The sequence below is a fragment of the Metallumcola ferriviriculae genome (genome assembly GCF_035573695.1).
GTDB classification, from domain to species: Bacteria; Bacillota; JADQBR01; order JADQBR01; family JADQBR01; genus Metallumcola; species Metallumcola ferriviriculae.
Map to the genome: position 1 here is coordinate 3,554,851 of NZ_CP121694.1, position 15,590 is coordinate 3,570,440.

21 protein-coding genes are annotated in these 15,590 nt (G+C 41.8%); 1 reads left to right on the forward strand and 20 read right to left on the reverse strand.

Annotated elements, in window-relative coordinates:
* Window positions 1-23: 23 nt before the first annotated feature.
* Window positions 24-788 (reverse strand): CheR family methyltransferase, encoded by a 765-nt coding sequence (locus MFMK1_RS17535; protein WP_366922968.1) that lies wholly within the window; start codon window positions 786-788, stop codon window positions 24-26.
* Window positions 758-1,297 (reverse strand): chemotaxis protein CheD, encoded by a 540-nt coding sequence (locus tag MFMK1_RS17540; RefSeq protein WP_366922969.1) that lies wholly within the window; start codon window positions 1,295-1,297, stop codon window positions 758-760. Before MFMK1_RS17540 ends, MFMK1_RS17535 begins: the two co-directional genes overlap by 31 nt.
* A 185-nt stretch (window positions 1,298-1,482) precedes the next feature.
* Between MFMK1_RS17540 and MFMK1_RS17545 the strand changes: the two genes are divergently transcribed.
* The gene (locus MFMK1_RS17545) at window positions 1,483-1,863 is read left to right on the forward strand and encodes a tetratricopeptide repeat protein (RefSeq protein ID WP_366922970.1); all 381 of its coding nucleotides are present in this window, start codon (window positions 1,483-1,485) and stop codon (window positions 1,861-1,863) included.
* Here the strand turns inward: MFMK1_RS17545 and flgG are convergent.
* From flgG to MFMK1_RS17635, 18 genes are read right to left on the reverse strand one after another with little or no spacing between them, the layout of a single operon-like run.
* Window positions 1,860-2,633, reverse strand: coding sequence for a flagellar basal-body rod protein FlgG (gene flgG, locus MFMK1_RS17550; protein ID WP_366922971.1), 774 nt, complete (start codon window positions 2,631-2,633; stop codon window positions 1,860-1,862). The two genes, MFMK1_RS17545 and flgG, sit on opposite strands and share 4 nt — an antisense overlap.
* Before the next feature lie 15 nt (window positions 2,634-2,648).
* Window positions 2,649-3,395, reverse strand: a complete 747-nt coding sequence (gene flgF, locus MFMK1_RS17555; protein WP_366922972.1) for a flagellar basal-body rod protein FlgF — start codon at window positions 3,393-3,395, stop codon at window positions 2,649-2,651.
* A 12-nt stretch (window positions 3,396-3,407) separates the two neighbouring features.
* Window positions 3,408-3,938, reverse strand: a complete 531-nt coding sequence (locus tag MFMK1_RS17560; RefSeq protein ID WP_366922973.1) for a hypothetical protein — start codon at window positions 3,936-3,938, stop codon at window positions 3,408-3,410.
* Window positions 3,939-3,940: 2 nt separating this feature from the next.
* Entirely contained in the window at window positions 3,941-4,384 is a 444-nt protein-coding gene (locus MFMK1_RS17565) for a hypothetical protein (protein ID WP_366922974.1), read from the reverse strand.
* Window positions 4,381-5,127: a sigma-70 family RNA polymerase sigma factor gene (locus MFMK1_RS17570; protein ID WP_366922975.1), complete on the reverse strand. Its 747-nt coding sequence runs from the start codon at window positions 5,125-5,127 to the stop codon at window positions 4,381-4,383. The genes MFMK1_RS17565 and MFMK1_RS17570 overlap by 4 nt, the downstream gene beginning before the upstream one ends.
* Window positions 5,128-5,129: 2 nt before the next feature.
* Entirely contained in the window at window positions 5,130-5,816 is a 687-nt protein-coding gene (locus tag MFMK1_RS17575) for a flagellar brake protein (protein WP_366922976.1), read from the reverse strand.
* Between the two features lie 29 nt (window positions 5,817-5,845).
* Window positions 5,846-6,730, reverse strand: coding sequence for a MinD/ParA family protein (locus MFMK1_RS17580; protein ID WP_366922977.1), 885 nt, complete (start codon window positions 6,728-6,730; stop codon window positions 5,846-5,848).
* A complete protein-coding gene (flhF, locus tag MFMK1_RS17585) occupies window positions 6,723-7,790 on the reverse strand; it encodes a flagellar biosynthesis GTPase FlhF (protein ID WP_366922978.1) in 1,068 nt (355 codons plus the stop codon). Before flhF ends, MFMK1_RS17580 begins: the two co-directional genes overlap by 8 nt.
* Window positions 7,780-9,864 carry a flagellar biosynthesis protein FlhA gene (gene flhA / locus MFMK1_RS17590; protein ID WP_366922979.1) on the reverse strand — a complete coding sequence of 695 codons (2,085 nt, stop codon included), beginning with the start codon at window positions 9,862-9,864 and terminating at the stop codon, window positions 7,780-7,782. Before flhA ends, flhF begins: the two co-directional genes overlap by 11 nt.
* A 26-nt stretch (window positions 9,865-9,890) precedes the next feature.
* Window positions 9,891-10,994 carry a flagellar biosynthesis protein FlhB gene (gene flhB, locus MFMK1_RS17595; protein WP_366922980.1) on the reverse strand — a complete coding sequence of 368 codons (1,104 nt, stop codon included), beginning with the start codon at window positions 10,992-10,994 and terminating at the stop codon, window positions 9,891-9,893.
* Window positions 10,991-11,752, reverse strand: a complete 762-nt coding sequence (gene fliR / locus MFMK1_RS17600) for a flagellar biosynthetic protein FliR (protein ID WP_366922981.1) — start codon at window positions 11,750-11,752, stop codon at window positions 10,991-10,993. Before fliR ends, flhB begins: the two co-directional genes overlap by 4 nt.
* A gap of 11 nt (window positions 11,753-11,763) precedes the next feature.
* Window positions 11,764-12,033, reverse strand: coding sequence for a flagellar biosynthesis protein FliQ (gene fliQ, locus MFMK1_RS17605; RefSeq protein WP_366922982.1), 270 nt, complete (start codon window positions 12,031-12,033; stop codon window positions 11,764-11,766).
* Window positions 12,034-12,049: 16 nt separating this feature from the next.
* Window positions 12,050-12,805 (reverse strand): flagellar type III secretion system pore protein FliP, encoded by a 756-nt coding sequence (gene fliP / locus MFMK1_RS17610; RefSeq protein WP_366922983.1) that lies wholly within the window; start codon window positions 12,803-12,805, stop codon window positions 12,050-12,052.
* Window positions 12,795-13,142, reverse strand: coding sequence for a FliO/MopB family protein (locus MFMK1_RS17615; RefSeq protein WP_366922984.1), 348 nt, complete (start codon window positions 13,140-13,142; stop codon window positions 12,795-12,797). The genes fliP and MFMK1_RS17615 overlap by 11 nt, the downstream gene beginning before the upstream one ends.
* Entirely contained in the window at window positions 13,135-13,506 is a 372-nt protein-coding gene (locus MFMK1_RS17620; protein WP_366922985.1) for a FliM/FliN family flagellar motor switch protein, read from the reverse strand. The genes MFMK1_RS17615 and MFMK1_RS17620 overlap by 8 nt, the downstream gene beginning before the upstream one ends.
* Window positions 13,507-13,539: 33 nt before the next feature.
* Window positions 13,540-14,016, reverse strand: coding sequence for a flagellar basal body-associated FliL family protein (locus MFMK1_RS17625; protein WP_366922986.1), 477 nt, complete (start codon window positions 14,014-14,016; stop codon window positions 13,540-13,542).
* On the reverse strand, window positions 14,013-14,750 hold the full coding sequence (locus MFMK1_RS17630) for a flagellar motor protein MotB (RefSeq protein ID WP_366922987.1): 738 nt from the start codon (window positions 14,748-14,750) through the stop codon (window positions 14,013-14,015). The genes MFMK1_RS17625 and MFMK1_RS17630 overlap by 4 nt, the downstream gene beginning before the upstream one ends.
* A complete protein-coding gene (locus tag MFMK1_RS17635) occupies window positions 14,737-15,540 on the reverse strand; it encodes a motility protein A (protein ID WP_366922988.1) in 804 nt (267 codons plus the stop codon). The genes MFMK1_RS17630 and MFMK1_RS17635 overlap by 14 nt, the downstream gene beginning before the upstream one ends.
* Window positions 15,541-15,590 lie beyond the last annotated feature (50 nt).

Genomic DNA, 15,590 nt, shown 5'->3' on the forward strand with positions numbered 1-15,590 from the left:
TATAATTTACCTAGAATAGTTAGTTAAGCCTCTTTGCGGTAAAACCAAGACGAACTTTTTACTAGCCCTAATTCTCGATAATTGAGAATGCTTTCCGTAGCACCAATAAAGAGAATGCCTCCCTCCACCAATGCGTCAACGAACTTTTGGTATAATTCCCACTGTGCTTCTTTGGTAAAATAAATAGTAACATTGCGACAAACAATCAAATGGTATCCTTTACCATATCTATCCTTCAGCAAGTCATGGCGCCGAAATGTCACGTGATCCTTTATCGTGCTGCTTAGATGATATATACCAGCCGACTCTGTGAAATATTGTCTTAATCTATTTTCAGAAACATTTTTAACTAAGTTTGCCGCATACTTACCGCCTTTGGCAGTTAAGAGCACCTTTTCATCCATATCAGTAGCATCAATTGTATGTCTCCCGCCAAACTCATGCAGTATCATTGCCAGTGAATATGGTTCAGCTCCATTAGAACAAGCTGCGCTCCAAACCTTAAGCGTTTTAAACTGTCTATATAACGCAGGGAGAATTTCTCTTTCAGCATGAGCAAAAATGTCCGGATTACGAAAAAATTCTGACACGTTTATGGTTAATTTATCCATAAATTCAGCCCAAAGACCTTTGTTCCGCTTCAAGGCTTCGAAGTAAGTAGCGTAATCACTAAAGCCCTTTTGCCGCATGAGGCTTTCTATTCTTCTTTTTAACTGTTTTTCTTTATAACCATTAAGATTTACGTTGAAGTGTTGGTCTATCGTACCCTTGAATTGGCTAAAGTCCATGGTTCCTCCCGAAGTTCCCTTGGTGTTTTTCCTGCTGAACGAATAAATACTTTCCCGGTTTCTGAATGAAAAATCATTGTACGACCAATGTTCCCGCCTACTTCTGCAGCGGTTAAAGCAATCTGCATATCCTTTAACACCTCTTTTACTTTAGCTATGTTTCTTTCTCCAATGTTCAAAGTAGTACTGTCCGCAAAGGAAAACATTTGCGCACCGCCGGCGATTTTAGCCCGAAACCTTGATTTCCCTCCACCCATTGAAATAAGTTTTTCCAAGAGTTGGGGAATAGCCAAATCAGCAAACTTTAACGGGTTGGTGACTCTATTAAATTGCCTACTGTCCGGCAGCATAATATGAGACATCCCCCCTATTTTAAGCTTATAGTCATATATAACGATACCCACGCAAGAACCTAACCCCAGCGTAATTAATGTATCGGGACTATATGCGACTTTGTAATCGGCGATGCCAACCCTAATTTCCTGGTTAACTAAACTTGAATTTTTCACATTTTTCCTCCAGAACCCTTAGTAGGAATAATTTTCCACTACAAGGGAATATACTATATTAGCCCTTTATTACAGCGAGGTGTATGGATATGTTATGTCCCAATTGTCTCGAGTTTGCCCATGACAGTCTCCGCTTCTGTCCGCAGTGCGGTACAGTGATAAGTATTAAAGAGGAGCTGCTGTTAATGTCCTGGCATGAGTTGTATAATCATGGCTGCAGCTCTTACAGGCATAATAACTACATAGAAGCGGAACAATGTTTCGTGGAATCCATCCAGCTTAACCCCGCCCATTCGTTATCCTGGTACAACTTGGGAACACTCAAATTAAAGATGAAGCAGCCACAAGAAGCATCAAAATGTCTCTTAGTTGCCAAACAATACAATCCTCAACATATCAATACACGAATGAACCTAGCTTCCGCCTACTGTCTAATAGGAAAATCCAAACTGGCGATAAAGGAGCTTCAGCTAATCCTTGGCATTTATCCCAATTGCCATCAGGCGAAAGAATTATTAATCAAATTAGAAAGCGTTAAAAACCCCGAAAAAAGGCACCAAGATTAGCGCCTGATGTTATTGGCGATCCCCCACATTTCGTCAGCGGTTTTAACTGTGCGTGAGCTTATCTCATAGGCCCGTTGGGCGGAAATCATGTTAACCATTTCTTCCGCCAAATCCACATTGGAGCTTTCTAGGAAACCTTGCCTTAAATAACCTACTTCCTCTCCGGGACTCGCTTCTTCGGCTGCACCGCTAGCTTCAGTAGTCTGGTAAAGGTTACGTCCTACCGCCTTCAATCCGGCGAGGTTTTTCACTTTATATAAGTTCATATTGCCTATTTCCTCTTCATTACCTTGATTATCAATAGCAGAAACAATTCCTTGGGGTGTTATTCGTAGCTTTGCAGCATCTTCAGGAACTTCGATGTCATCATTAAGGTAAAGCCCAAAATTATTAACCAATCTTCCATCACTGTCTACATTAAACGAGCCATCACGAGTATAGCCCATCTCACCGCCGGGAAGTTTAACCGCAAAGAAACCTTTTCCTTCTATGGCTAAGTCCAAACTCCTGCCGGTTTCATTAAGGTTACCCTGTAAAAAAACCTTGGTGACGGAACTAACCTTTACTCCCGATCCATAGCTGGGCACCAGACGGGCATAACTAACAGGCATATTGGTTTCGTCTTTCTGCTGGTATACCAAATCGGCAAAAGAAACATTGCCCTTTTTATATCCGTTGGTATTTACATTGGCTAGGTTATCAGCGATGTTATCCATCTTATGCATTTGTGCATTCATCCCACTGGCACCGGTCCATAAACTCTTCAACATCTAATCGCCCCCCGTTTAATCAATCCTACCAATTTCAGAAGCACTTTTACCCAGCATCTGGTCATACGCCTGAATTATTCGCTGGTTTGATTCGAAAGCACGGATCCCTGACATCAGGTTTACCATTTCTTTGACCAAATTAACATTTGATTTTTCCAACATCTTTTGCCTAACCAAATAACGCACATCATCATCAATAATGGTAGCCTCAGTGGGTCTAAACAAGACATCCTTCTCTTTTAGAAGGCTGTTGGGGTTGTGAAATGTTGTTACCCTTAAGCGTGCCTCCTGATTGCCGTCAATCATCAAATTACCTTGATCGTCTACAGCGAACTCTTTAGAATCCAACTTAATTCTGCCGTCTTCCCCCAACACATCATAGCCTTCTTCCGTTACCAAGTATCCGTCATTATTCAGCTGGAAATGCCCGTTCTTGGTGTATCTTAAACCGGACGGAGTGTCAACTGTAAAATACCCGTTCCCCACTATGGCCAAATCCAAATTACGGCCGGTCTCCTCCAACGCACCCGGTTGCTGAATGGTAACCCTTTCGTCAACTAAAGCACCCTGGGTAATGGTACCAATTTTGTCTGCATGCCCTTTGCCAACCTCGGCCAACATTACCTCAGGAAAGGCTTTTAAGACCGTATCATCCCGTTTGTATCCGGGGGTATTGGCATTAACCAAATTATTTGAGATGCCTTCCTGCTTAATTTGCTGAGTAACCATCCCGGTAGTGGCGGCATAAAGTCCTCTGAACAACAGAATCCCTCCTTATTGTGTGGTTAACAAGTCAATTATTGTATCAACATCACTGCCTTTAACCAAATTATAAGTACCGGCAATTATTTTTTGACTGACTTTCCTTTTGTCTGCCCGCTCAAGAAACTTTGCTGATGTAATTGCGCCTGCATCTTCTAAAATATCTGCAACTTCTGTCAAATTACTGCCGCGTGGAATGGTTACCCTCACAACATCTTCCGCCTTCGTTACCTTCTCAGACTGCTTTTCACTACTCTGATCACTTTCATTTTCAGGTAAAATAGCACCGTCATTTTTGCTTCCTTCATTTTTTGCTGATTTCATTTGGCTGGTGCCCTTTTCATCTACTGTCAAAACTTCTGACTTATTTGGTTCTTTATAGATCACTACTTCGTCCTTAAATACCATTCCTAGGTTCCTTGCAGCAGCGATTACCTCCATTTCTGTAGGCTCAGAGCCCGGAAATAGCATCACTAATGTGCCGCTTAAAACTAACCCAATACCTATACCGAATAAAATTTGAATATTTTGTTTCAGAGCCATTTTTATTTTCTTAGAGAGAGAATTAATTCTATCTCCCCCTTTCCCCGCTTATATTCCCTTGCAATTTCAGTAATACTTTTGCCCTGGTCATAATCTATATAGATATCGTCAAACAAAGTCAATTGGTTCATATCATTCATGACTTGCTCAAATGATAACTCTTTGCTGTTTGCTAGTTTTTTAATGGTCTCATCGAATTGGTCGAACCTTTGCTGCATGAGATTTAAATTATGGGTCAACAAAGCTAAACTATTATGTATTTCATCGTAGTCGCTATCCTGTCGCAATCGGTATTCTAAGCTTTCTTTTTCCTGTAGCGCCAGCTGAAATTTATCCTGTAATTCAACAACATCGGTATTTTGGTTGGTTTGGTGGTCCTTAACTATTTCCGGTATCGAAAAAGCTATAATTACGCCGCCAAGTAAAATAAAAAGCCATCCCATCATAAACCATCCTCCACAATCACTGAACGAAGCTTCGAAATTGCCCGGGAATGAAGCTGAGATATCCTGGATTCACTTACCTCCAACACTAGCCCTATCTCTTTCAAAGTCAGTTCCTCGTAATAATACAGCGATAGCACCAATTTTTCCCGCTCTGGTAATTTCCTTAATGCCTCGCTTAACATCTCTAATTGTATTTTATTTTCTATTAACTGCTCCGGTGCTGAAGCAGGATCAGGAATTATATCCTTCAACTCTTGATTCCCTTCGTCAAAAAGCATTTCTTCCAAATGGGTTAACGAAAGATAATTTATTTGTGCAGTAATTCGGTAGATTTCACCAGCGGACATGCCCAATTCCAATGCTACTTCTTCTTCGCTGACTTCTCTTTTGAGTTTCTGCTCCAATACTGCTGCGGTCTTTTGGATCTTATCAATTTTTTCCATTACCGAACGAGGCACCCAGTAGTTTTTTCTTATTTCATCAATAATCGATCCGCGGATTCTATGAGCTGCATAAGCTTCAAAGTTTATGCCACGGGAAGGATCAAACTTGTCCATGGCATCCATTAGACCCAAAACACCAAAGCCAGTTAAATCTTGTTCATCCATAATTTTAGGGATGGCTACTTGCAGACGTCCAACCACCTTTTTAACCAAAGGTAAGTAAGTCTCAATCAATTTTCCGCGTAAATCTTTTTCACCCTGAAAATACGCATCCCACAGCTTGGCATGAGGGTATCCCATCTCTATTTCCTCCGATCAGGTACGAGTTGGCGCCTTTTTAAATCCTTCCTAAAAATATAGCTGATAAGCATATCCCTGTCCCGCTCGTTTATTTGTTCAAAAGAAGCACCCACTATCCATTCCCCGCGTTGAATTTCGGATTGCGCCACTCGTAAAACTTTGGCCAGCGCCTTGATGCATTTCTCTTTTTTACTCCAATCAGATACCTTTATCTCTATTGACACTAAGCTATGTTTCTGCAATTTTTCCTTGCTAATAAACTTAATTCCACCACCACTCAAGTCAAGGGTAGAAGCCCGTCGTACAGGGCCATCCTCTATAATATCACCGCCATTTTTTTCAGCCACCAGCTTTTGGTATTTTATTTCCGTGATTATGTCCACCCGCACGAAATTTCTTTTTTGCACCCGCTGCATTTGATCGGGTATTTGCAGGCGGTATAAGGGAACGTTATCTTCACGGGATCGGCCAACAATTACACTGTCGAAAAAGTAACGGCCTTCTTGGTCAAAGTAAGATACTTTGACATTATCGCCCCGGCGAAGAAACAAAGTTCTACCCATCTTAGTAGGAGTTTGGATACTAAAAGTTCTATCCCCTACCCCCTGAACAAGGCTTTTATATATATTACCTTCTTCATTATATATACTTATCTCAATCTGCTGGTTTACTTTAATAATGAGGCTCACCCCCTTCTACTGAACAGGTGTCACATGCCCTAACCAAATAAACGCCTTAACTTATTAATAAACCCATCTACACCCTTAGCTTGAACATAGTTTCTCCCAAGCAGCCTTTGACTGATTGCTTCGATATTAATCGAAGCCTTAGCATGAGGGTACAGTGTAATAAACGGTTGTTGTTTTCTTACTGCTTTTCCCACAGCCGGGTCTTCTGCTATGTAGCCCAGTTGTTTTACTTTGATTTTTAAGAATTCTGATGCAACTTTTTTAATTCTTTCTGTTGTGAAGTCAGCTTCACTTGCTCCAGATGCACGATTGATAATCAGCTCGACTTCCTGGTGCAGACCGTATTTGGAAAGGATCTTGATTACACCATACGCATCAGTGATAGCCGTCGGTTCCGGATTCAGAACAACAAGCACTTTATCCGCGGCACTAACGAAACTTAGTACATTCCGGGAGATGCCTGCTCCCGTATCAATAATTAAGTAATCTGTATCAACCGCAAATGAACGCAGGCCGGTTATAAGCCTTTCGCGTTGATAGTAATCCAGATCAGCCAGTTCCTGGATACCCGAGCCACCCGGAATTATCCTGATATCATGAGGTCCCGTCAAAACGACCTCTTCCAATTCTTTCTCACCCCGGACAACTTCATATAAAGTATGTTTCGGAATTAACCCCATAAGGACATCTATATTAGCCAGTCCTAAATCAGCATCGAAAATAACTACTTTCTTACCAGTTTTAGCTAGGCTAATGGCCGTATTTACTACAACATTGGTTTTACCCACTCCGCCTTTGCCGCTGGTAACAGCGATAACCCGAAAACCACTGTTGGTTACATTTGTTTTTTCTGCCCGTTTCTTGATGATCTTGCTGCTGGCTAATTTCCTGAGATTATATGCTTGGTCACGCATCTTTTACAGCCTCCAAAATTAATCTTGCCAACCTTTGCGGTTCTACCGCTTCAATATCATCAGGAACATTTTGACCATTAGCTATGTATCTTACGGGTAGGTCGGTGTGCTGGACAATATTTAAAATTGAACCCAGGGTTTCGGTTTCATCCACTTTAGTAAATATTAAGCTTGTATAATCAACCTGTCTAAAATCCTCCACAATTCGTAATAAATCCTTAGCCCTGGTTGTACAGCTTAATACCAGACAAACTTCCGCAGGTTTTATCTGTTCAAGAAAGTTGCGTAATTCCATAACCTGCATAGTATTTTTAGAAGAGCGCCCGGCAGTATCCACCAGGATAACGTCTTTATCACTATGATTGGTAATTATTTTCTTGAGTTCGTGAGGAGTCATCGCTACTTCAATGGGTATCCCAATTATCTCACTATAAGTTTTAAGCTGCTCGACAGCGCCAATGCGATATGTGTCAATAGTTGCCAAGGCCACCTTCTGGCCATGGTGGAGGACATATTGGGCCGCCAATTTTGCAATGGTAGTGGTCTTCCCTACTCCGGTAGGCCCCACAAATGCAATTATCTTATTGTTAATTTCTTTCTTCTTATCCAGCATCGGCGTAATTTGCGCCAGAAGCTGCTCGATCATATCGTCGGCAGTTTCCCCATTGGCCTGTTTTAGTTTTTCTGCCAACTGCGCCGCTAAGTGCGGCTCTATCTCCAAGGATAATAAGATTTCTTCCCATTTATCCTGGCGTACTGAAACGCTGCTATTAGTGGCAGCCAAGTTGACAAGCATTTGTTTCATTTCCGCCAGTTCCGTCTCCAATCTATCTTGTTTCTGTGACATGACACGCTCTTCTTTTTCTTGGCTCTGCTCAACCTGCTCAGTTTGTTTAGTAATCGCTGCTGTTACTTCCAACTTCTTTGGTCTAAATAGCCCTAATAGACCCTCATCTCTAACCTTTTTGCTGCTAATTATAATTGCATCAGGCCCTAAATCCTGGCGAATCACTGAAAACCCTTCATGCATATTACGCACGATATATCGTTTAATTTTCATTAAGCTCAATCACCCCCACCGCTATTACGTCCAAGTTTGGCGTGAGTTCGTTAAGAGAAAGCACCACCAAGTTTGGCATATATCTTTCTATCAAACGGCGAAAAGCCAGTCGGCTGCGAGCCGAACATAATACAATCGGTGGATTATCGCCAAAGTTTACCTGTTGGAATTTTGTTGATAAGTTATCAAAAATACGTTGTGTCGTCTGTGGGTCTACTATCGGATACATTCCTTCTTGGGTCTGCTGGATTGAATTCACTAGCAATTCCTCCAAAGAATGGTCTAAAGTTAATACATTTAGTTTACCGTTATGGGTATATAACTGGGAAATTACCCTGCTCAAGGATTGGCGAACTACTTCTGTCAAATAATCAATATCCTTGCTGCGTCCCGCATGATCAGCTATACATTCGAGAATTCCCACCATATCACGCACAGGTATTTGTTCTTTTAATAAATTTTGCAGTACTTTCTGTATTTCTCCATGATTTATCAAATCAGGTACCAAATCTTCTATCAACGCCGGGGTACTTTCTTTAACCATATCCAGAAGTTCCTTAACTTCCTGCCTCCCCATCAGTTCGTGCGCATGAGATTTAATAAATTCCGTCAAGTGGGTGATCAATACGGTATCGGCATCAACCACGGTATACCCTTTTATTTCTGCTTCCTCCTTCTTTTGCTCTGTTATCCACCATGCAGCAAGTCCAAATGTTGGTTCTGTAGTCTCAATTCCCTCTATCTTAACGTCATCATTCCCTGGATTCATTGCTAAGTGGTAGCCAGGCATTACATCCCCTTGGGCTACCTCCACACCCCTGATTTTAAGGACATATTGATTTGGGGTTAGTTGCAAGTTGTCTCGAATGCGAATAGGCCGAACCAGAATTCCTAGTTCCATAGCACACTGCCGTCTCACTGCTGCCAGGCGGTCCAAAAGGTCCCCACCTTGTTTTTCATCAGTAAGTGGTATCAATTGATAACCAATCTCCACCTCTAACGGGTCAACCTGCAGTAGGGAAACTACATTCTCTGGCTGGCGAGCAATTTTTTTGGCGTCAATCATTTCCTTTTCCTTTCCTATTTCCTCCAGCTGCCTTTCCTCTGAAAATAATAGGTAAGCTGCATAACCCGCCCCAACAGCAAGGATAACGAAAGGCATCGTAGGCAGTCCGGGAATTAAACCAAGCACTAAAAGCAGTGCCGCAACCAATGCAATAACCTTAGGAAAGCCCGTCAACTGGGAGGCTAAATCACTGCCAAAACTTTGGTCGCTTCCCGCCCTAGTAACTAAAATACCGGTGCCGGTGGAAATCAAAAGTGCAGGAATTTGAGAAACTAAGCCATCACCTACTGTCAAAATTGTGTATGTTTGTAATGCTTCAATCAATGTTAAATTCAACTGCCACGCACCAATAACAAAACCACCTAGAATATTGACTAAGGCAATTACAATACCTGCAATTGCATCCCCTTTCACGAATTTACTGGCACCATCCATGGCGCCGAAAAAGTCCGCTTCTCGCTGTAATCTTTTACGCTGGTCTTTTGCCTCTTGCTCAGTAATCAGTCCAGCATTTAAATCTGCATCTATACTCATCTGCTTACCGGGCATAGCATCTAATGTAAAGCGCGCTGCCACTTCAGCTACACGCCCTGCACCATTAGTAATAACAACGAATTGAATAACTGTGATAATAATGAATACAATAAACCCTACCACATAATTCCCGCCTACTACGAAGTCACCGAAAGCCTTAATAACGTCTCCGGCCCGAGCATAGTTCAATATCAATTTGGTAGAACTTATATTCAATGACAGCCTGAATAGGGTCATTACCAGTAACAGTGACGGGAAAACCGAAAACTGCAGTGGTTGAGTTGTGAACATAGTAGTTAACATAATTACCAAACTAATGGTCAGATTAATCACCAGTAGGATGTCTAATAAAGCAGGCGGAATGGGCAACACAATAATAATCACTATCGCGATTACCATGGCGGCAATGAGGACATCGTTATTCGCAGCTATTTGCTTGAAAACCATATTCGAACGGCTATGAGGTGTTGCCATTAAAATTCTCCTTTATACTAAAATGATTAGAGTTTACCTTTTTCTTTTAGACGGTATAGCATTACCAGAATTTCGGCTACTGCTTGATACAAATCCGCAGGTACCTCACCGCCGATCTCCACATTCTCATATAACATCCAGGCGACCTCTTTATTCTCAATTATGGGAATATCGTGCTCTGCAGCCACCTCGCGAATTTTTTGAGCAATTAGGTCCGCTCCTTTGGCTACCACTCTGGGTGCATCCATTTGCTCGACCTCGTACTTTAATGCTATTGCCAAGTGAGTAGGGTTAGTAATAATCACCGTACTATCGGGAATATCCTGCATCATACGCTTGGTCGCCAACTCCCGCTGTTTTTCTTTGATCTTGGACTTTAATTGAGGATCACCTTCAGTTTGTTTGAATTCTTCTTTGACGTCTTGCTTTGACATACGTAATTGTTTATTGAATTCGTGTCTTTGGAAAATATAATCCAAGACCGCTATCACTGAAAAAATTACCACAGCTGTAATAGCCACTTTAAAAATGATTGAAAGGACGATAAAGTAAACTCCCCGGGCATTTGCTTCAATAGTAAGCAGCAGCTCCGTAAAATTACCTCTTACCATGTAGTAGGAGGTAAATCCTACAATCGAAACTTTAAGCAAAGACTTAACCAATTCAACCAAAGATTTAATTGAGAAAATCTTTTTAAATCCTTTTAGTGGACTTATGTTCTCCAGCTTTGGTTTGATTGCCTCAGGGGCCACCAGAAAACCCACTTGACTGAAATTACTGATACTTGCTGCTACGACAGCAACTACTAGAATTGGTCCGAGAAGTTTGGCAATAGCAAAAATGCTTTCCTGCACAATAACTTTGAAATTTTCCTCAGATAAGTTCCAACCAACTCCACCGTCAATAAAAAAGACTATTAACCTGCTAAACTCATCCAGATAAAAATTCTTTAACCAATATAATGTTACTATAATTACCAGCATGATAACTGCTGCGTTGACGTCAGCGCTTTTAGCCACCTGGCCCTTTTCTCTGGCTTCCCTCTTACGTTTTGGTGTTGCATCTTCTGTTTTTTCCTGATTGAAAAGCTGTAAATCAAATTCCCTCTTCAAACCGGCTAGTTCACTCACGAGAGACTCTCCATTACTATAAGCAAATCCTTTTCAATTTGAGTCATTAAGTCCGTCACTATCCCGGCAAGCAGCGGCAGCAGCAATGCCACCACCAGCATACCTAATGCCGCTTTAATAGGGAAACCTAACATAAACACATTCAGTTGGGGCACAGTTCTCGCCACCAGTCCCAGCGATATGTCACTTATTATTAACACTGCAATAACCGGTGCCGCAATTTTAAAAGCTACTGCAAACATCCCAAGAAAAATACTTATGAAATGCTGGGCCAATATGCCCGAGAGCATTGCTGACCCGAGCGGGACAAGTTGGAAACTCCTGACTATGGCCAAAATCAAGCTATGATGTCCATTCAAGACCAAGTAGAGTAATATGGCATAATAGTACTGAAACTGACCGATCAAGGTGACCCTTGTATTGCTGATTGGATCAAATAAACTGGCCATTGCAAAACCCATCTGTATGTCTATTAACTCACCACCAATCTTTATTGCTTGGAAAATCAAACCAGCAGTAAAGCCAAGTAGTAAGCCAACAACTACTTCCTTAGCAATCAGAAATACCAAACCGAGCATACTTACAGGTATAATATCCATCGGGACGAAAGGGCCGATAATAACCGTCAATAAAACTGCTAAACCAATTTTAACCAGAGAAGGTATGCCCTTAATAGAGAAAAATGGGGCAGTAACGACAAAAGCACTTAGTCGCGTGAAAACCAACAGCCAGCCAATCAATTCTTGGAAGTCAACCATATGCTCCCCCTCTATCGAACAAGCGTGCTCAAATCATTGAAAATATTCTGGGTAAATACGACAAGTATATTTAACATCCAAGACCCAAAGACCAATATTGTAAGCATTACCACAACGATTTTCGGCACAAAGGTAAGGGTTTGTTCCTGAATTTGCGTAGTGGCCTGTAGAACGCTGATTATTAAACCTACCAGCATACCAAATAACAAGGCCGGTGCTGCCAATAATAATGTGGTGGTCAATGTTTCTCTCGCCAGATGTATCACAAATTCTTGGCTCAAAAAGTTTCCCTCCCCGTCAAAAACTGTTCAATAACGCTTTTACTACTAAATACCATCCGTCCACCATCACAAACAACAACAACTTAAAAGGCAGCGAGATCATTACCGGTGGCAGCATAAACATCCCCATGGACATTAAAATGCTGGCAACCACCATATCAATAACTAAGAACGGTATAAAAATCATAAATCCCATTTGGAAAGCGGTTTTTAATTCACTAATCACGAATGCCGGTATCAGGGCAGATAACTGCACCCCATCTTTGTTCAACGGCCTTTCCTGCTTAGAAACACTTAAAAATAACGCTAAGTCCTTCTCCCTGGTTTGTTTTAACATAAACTCCCTAAGAGGTTTACCTGCAGCCTCCAAAGCCTGTTCCTGCGGTATTTCCTCAGCCAAATACGGTTCAATCGCATTTGCGTTAATATCCTGGTAAACCGGCATCATGGTAAAAAATGTTAGAAACAGGGCTAACCCGACCAACACTTGATTTGGCGGTGTTTGCTGGGTAGCAAGAGCATTTCGAACAAAAGATAATACTATTACAATGCGCGTAAAGGAAGTCATCATAACCAAGATGGCGGGGACCAGGGCTAGAACTGTTAATAAAACTAAAATACGAAGGCTGTCTACTACCTGCTGCGGGTCAGTGCTTTGGCCAATGTTAAGGTTGATATCAGGTATTGGCACCGGTGCTGCAAACGCGGGATTTTGTGAAAAAAGCAACAGCAGCATTGTCATCAGAGAGAATGAAAACGCCTTAACTTTCATCCCTATCCCCTCCCTGCCACTGACGATATTTATTCAAGATCTTATCTAAATAAGCAGGGTGTTGACCAGCAACTGGCTCTACCACAGGATACTCGGAAAATTCTTTTAAAACTTTAATATCACTCTCGCTTACTGCCAGGAGCATAAAACTTTCTTTGGCTCTAACTACCACTAAACGTGATTTTGCGCCGACTAATATTTGGTCCACAACCTGCAGAGAACCTGACGCAGACCTATTCCTTTTACCCATGCCAAATTTTAAAAAAAGATAGATTAAACCTAAAACCAACGGTAATGCGACAATTAGACGGACCAGTGCTACCCAAAAATCAATCATGGTCAGGCTCCGAATTCTTTAGCGAATTTATGCGTACTGCCAATACATCATTTATAACCACCACTTCACCGCGGGCAAAACTAATACCGCCGAGGCTAATTTCTACATGTTCTCCAGCTAAGCGGTTCAGTGATAAGATTGAGCCGCTTTGCATATTTAAGATATCCCGAACAGTTTTAGTGACTTCTCCCAGTTCCACTGACATTTCCATGTTTATGTCCCAAAGAAAACCGATATCCAATGGGCGTTGTCGCGGTGGAGTTTCTTTTAGCGGAAGAAACTTAGCTTTTTTAACTGCCAAGCCCCCTCCACCGCTGTCCTCTAATATTACCCGGATGTCGTCTTCAGTAATGTTTCTTGACATGATTTATCACCCCTAAATTTAGCGCCCAGGAATCTACTGGATGATGAAATCCTGAAAATAGATGCCTTTAATGTCATTATTCAACAAGCTGTTTATAGCAGAGGTTAATTCTTCTCGTAAAGTAGCAACCTTATCTGAATTATTTAGGGATGCTATATCTTTACTTTGAAGAATGGTAATAATTTGGTCCCGAATACGGTGGCCCTTTTCTTCGAGTTCTTTCCCGGTATCCTTGGATGTGTATTCCACCGTTATGGTGGCTCTAAGAAAGCGGCGGAAATTTAAATCATGTAAGTTAACCGTAAATGGTTCTAATTCGTATTTCATAAGCTCTTCGGTCACTTTACTAGGCTTTCCGTCTGAATTCGAATTCTGACGCGAAGTAATATAGTAAGTTTGGGCAGCCATAGCAGCAAAAATAAATGCCAACAACAATACTCCCAGCACAATTCGTTTCAATGTAAATATCTTACCGTTAGCTTCAGTTTCTTCCTTGCCTTTTTGACTCACTTTTCAGCCCCCCCACTGGCATAAATATCTTGGGAATTGATAACAATTAGTACCCTTCTATTTTTGGCTCGGCCTTCCTCATTCTTGTTTGAAGCTATGGGATTAAACTGACCGAAGCCAACTACCACAAATTTATGTGCATCCATACCGTGTCTCTCGACAAAAAAGCGTACAACTCGTGCTGAGCGTGCCGCAGATAACTCCCAGTTAGATGGAAACTGCAGTGTAGTAATAGGACGGTTATCTGTATGCCCTTCCACGGTAATTTGATTGGGCAGGTCGTCAAGAAGTGTGGCAAGTTGCGCCAAAATAACCTCCGCTCCAGGCTTCAAATCAGCTTTACCTGAGTCAAAAAGAACCTTTTCCTTGATATCAAGGGTTACTCCCTGCTCCTCATAACTGGCCGCTATAAACTCTTCCAAACCATTTTCCGTAAGAAAAGTTTCGATAACCGAATATACTTCCAGGAGCTTCGCTCCTTTACTGATATCACCTATTTCATGTTCTATTTCCATACTTTCATTCTGATTTGGACTATTATTATCCAACGGCTGTGCCCCTGTATCTAGGATGCCGACACCCTGAAAGGAAGCCATAAAAGCCTTGAATTTCTGAACATCGACGATGGAAAAAGAATAGATTAGTACGAAAAACACCAACAGCAATGTCATCAAGTCGGAATAAGTAACCATCCATGCGGGCGCACCTTCATCCTTTTTTTTATCCCGCGGCATTTATGGCCGGCCCTCCTTCCTGAGTTCCTTCAGCATTCCGCGCATCCGGCGGCAGAAACGCCTTCAACTTCTCATCTAATATCCTAGGATTCATTCCCGACTGAATTCCTATTATTCCTTCAATGATTATTTTTTTGCCCAACAGTTCCTCGTCACTCTTAAGTCCTAACTTGCCGACGATAGGGATGAAAATAAGGTTGGCCAAAAGCGCACCATAAAAAGTTGTCAACAAGGCAACTGCCATGCTGGGCCCCAATGCACTGGGATCGTCTAATTTTGACAGCATCTGGATAAGTCCAATCAATGTACCAATCATGCCGAAAGCAGGTGCTAGCAGCGCCCAGGTATTAAATACATCCTGCCCCAATTCATGCCTTCTTTGGGTTTGGCTGATATCTGTTTCAAGTATTTCTCTGATCAGTTCGGGCTCCATGGCGTCCACCATCATTTGCATTCCCTTAGCAAAAAACAGATCTTCTTCCTCATTAATCTCATCCTCCAAAGCCAGCAAACCTTCTCTTCTTGCCTTTTTTGCCAGCCAAGAAAACCGCTCTACAAGCTCAGTGCGTTCTGTTGGAGACGTGGTAAATGCCATTTTCGTTGTGACAAGAACCTTTTTGATTTGATCAAAATTAAACTTTATCAGCAGAGCCGTAAAAGAACCGCATACAGTAATTAAGACAGATGGAAGGTTCCAAAACAACATCAAGCTGCCGCTGGTGGCAATACCCGCAATAACCACAGCCATTCCCGCCAAAATCCCTACTACTGTCATTAAATCCAATCGCATCCGTTCCCCAACCTCCTGTCTTCTGTGACACAATCGAGAAAAACTCTCCC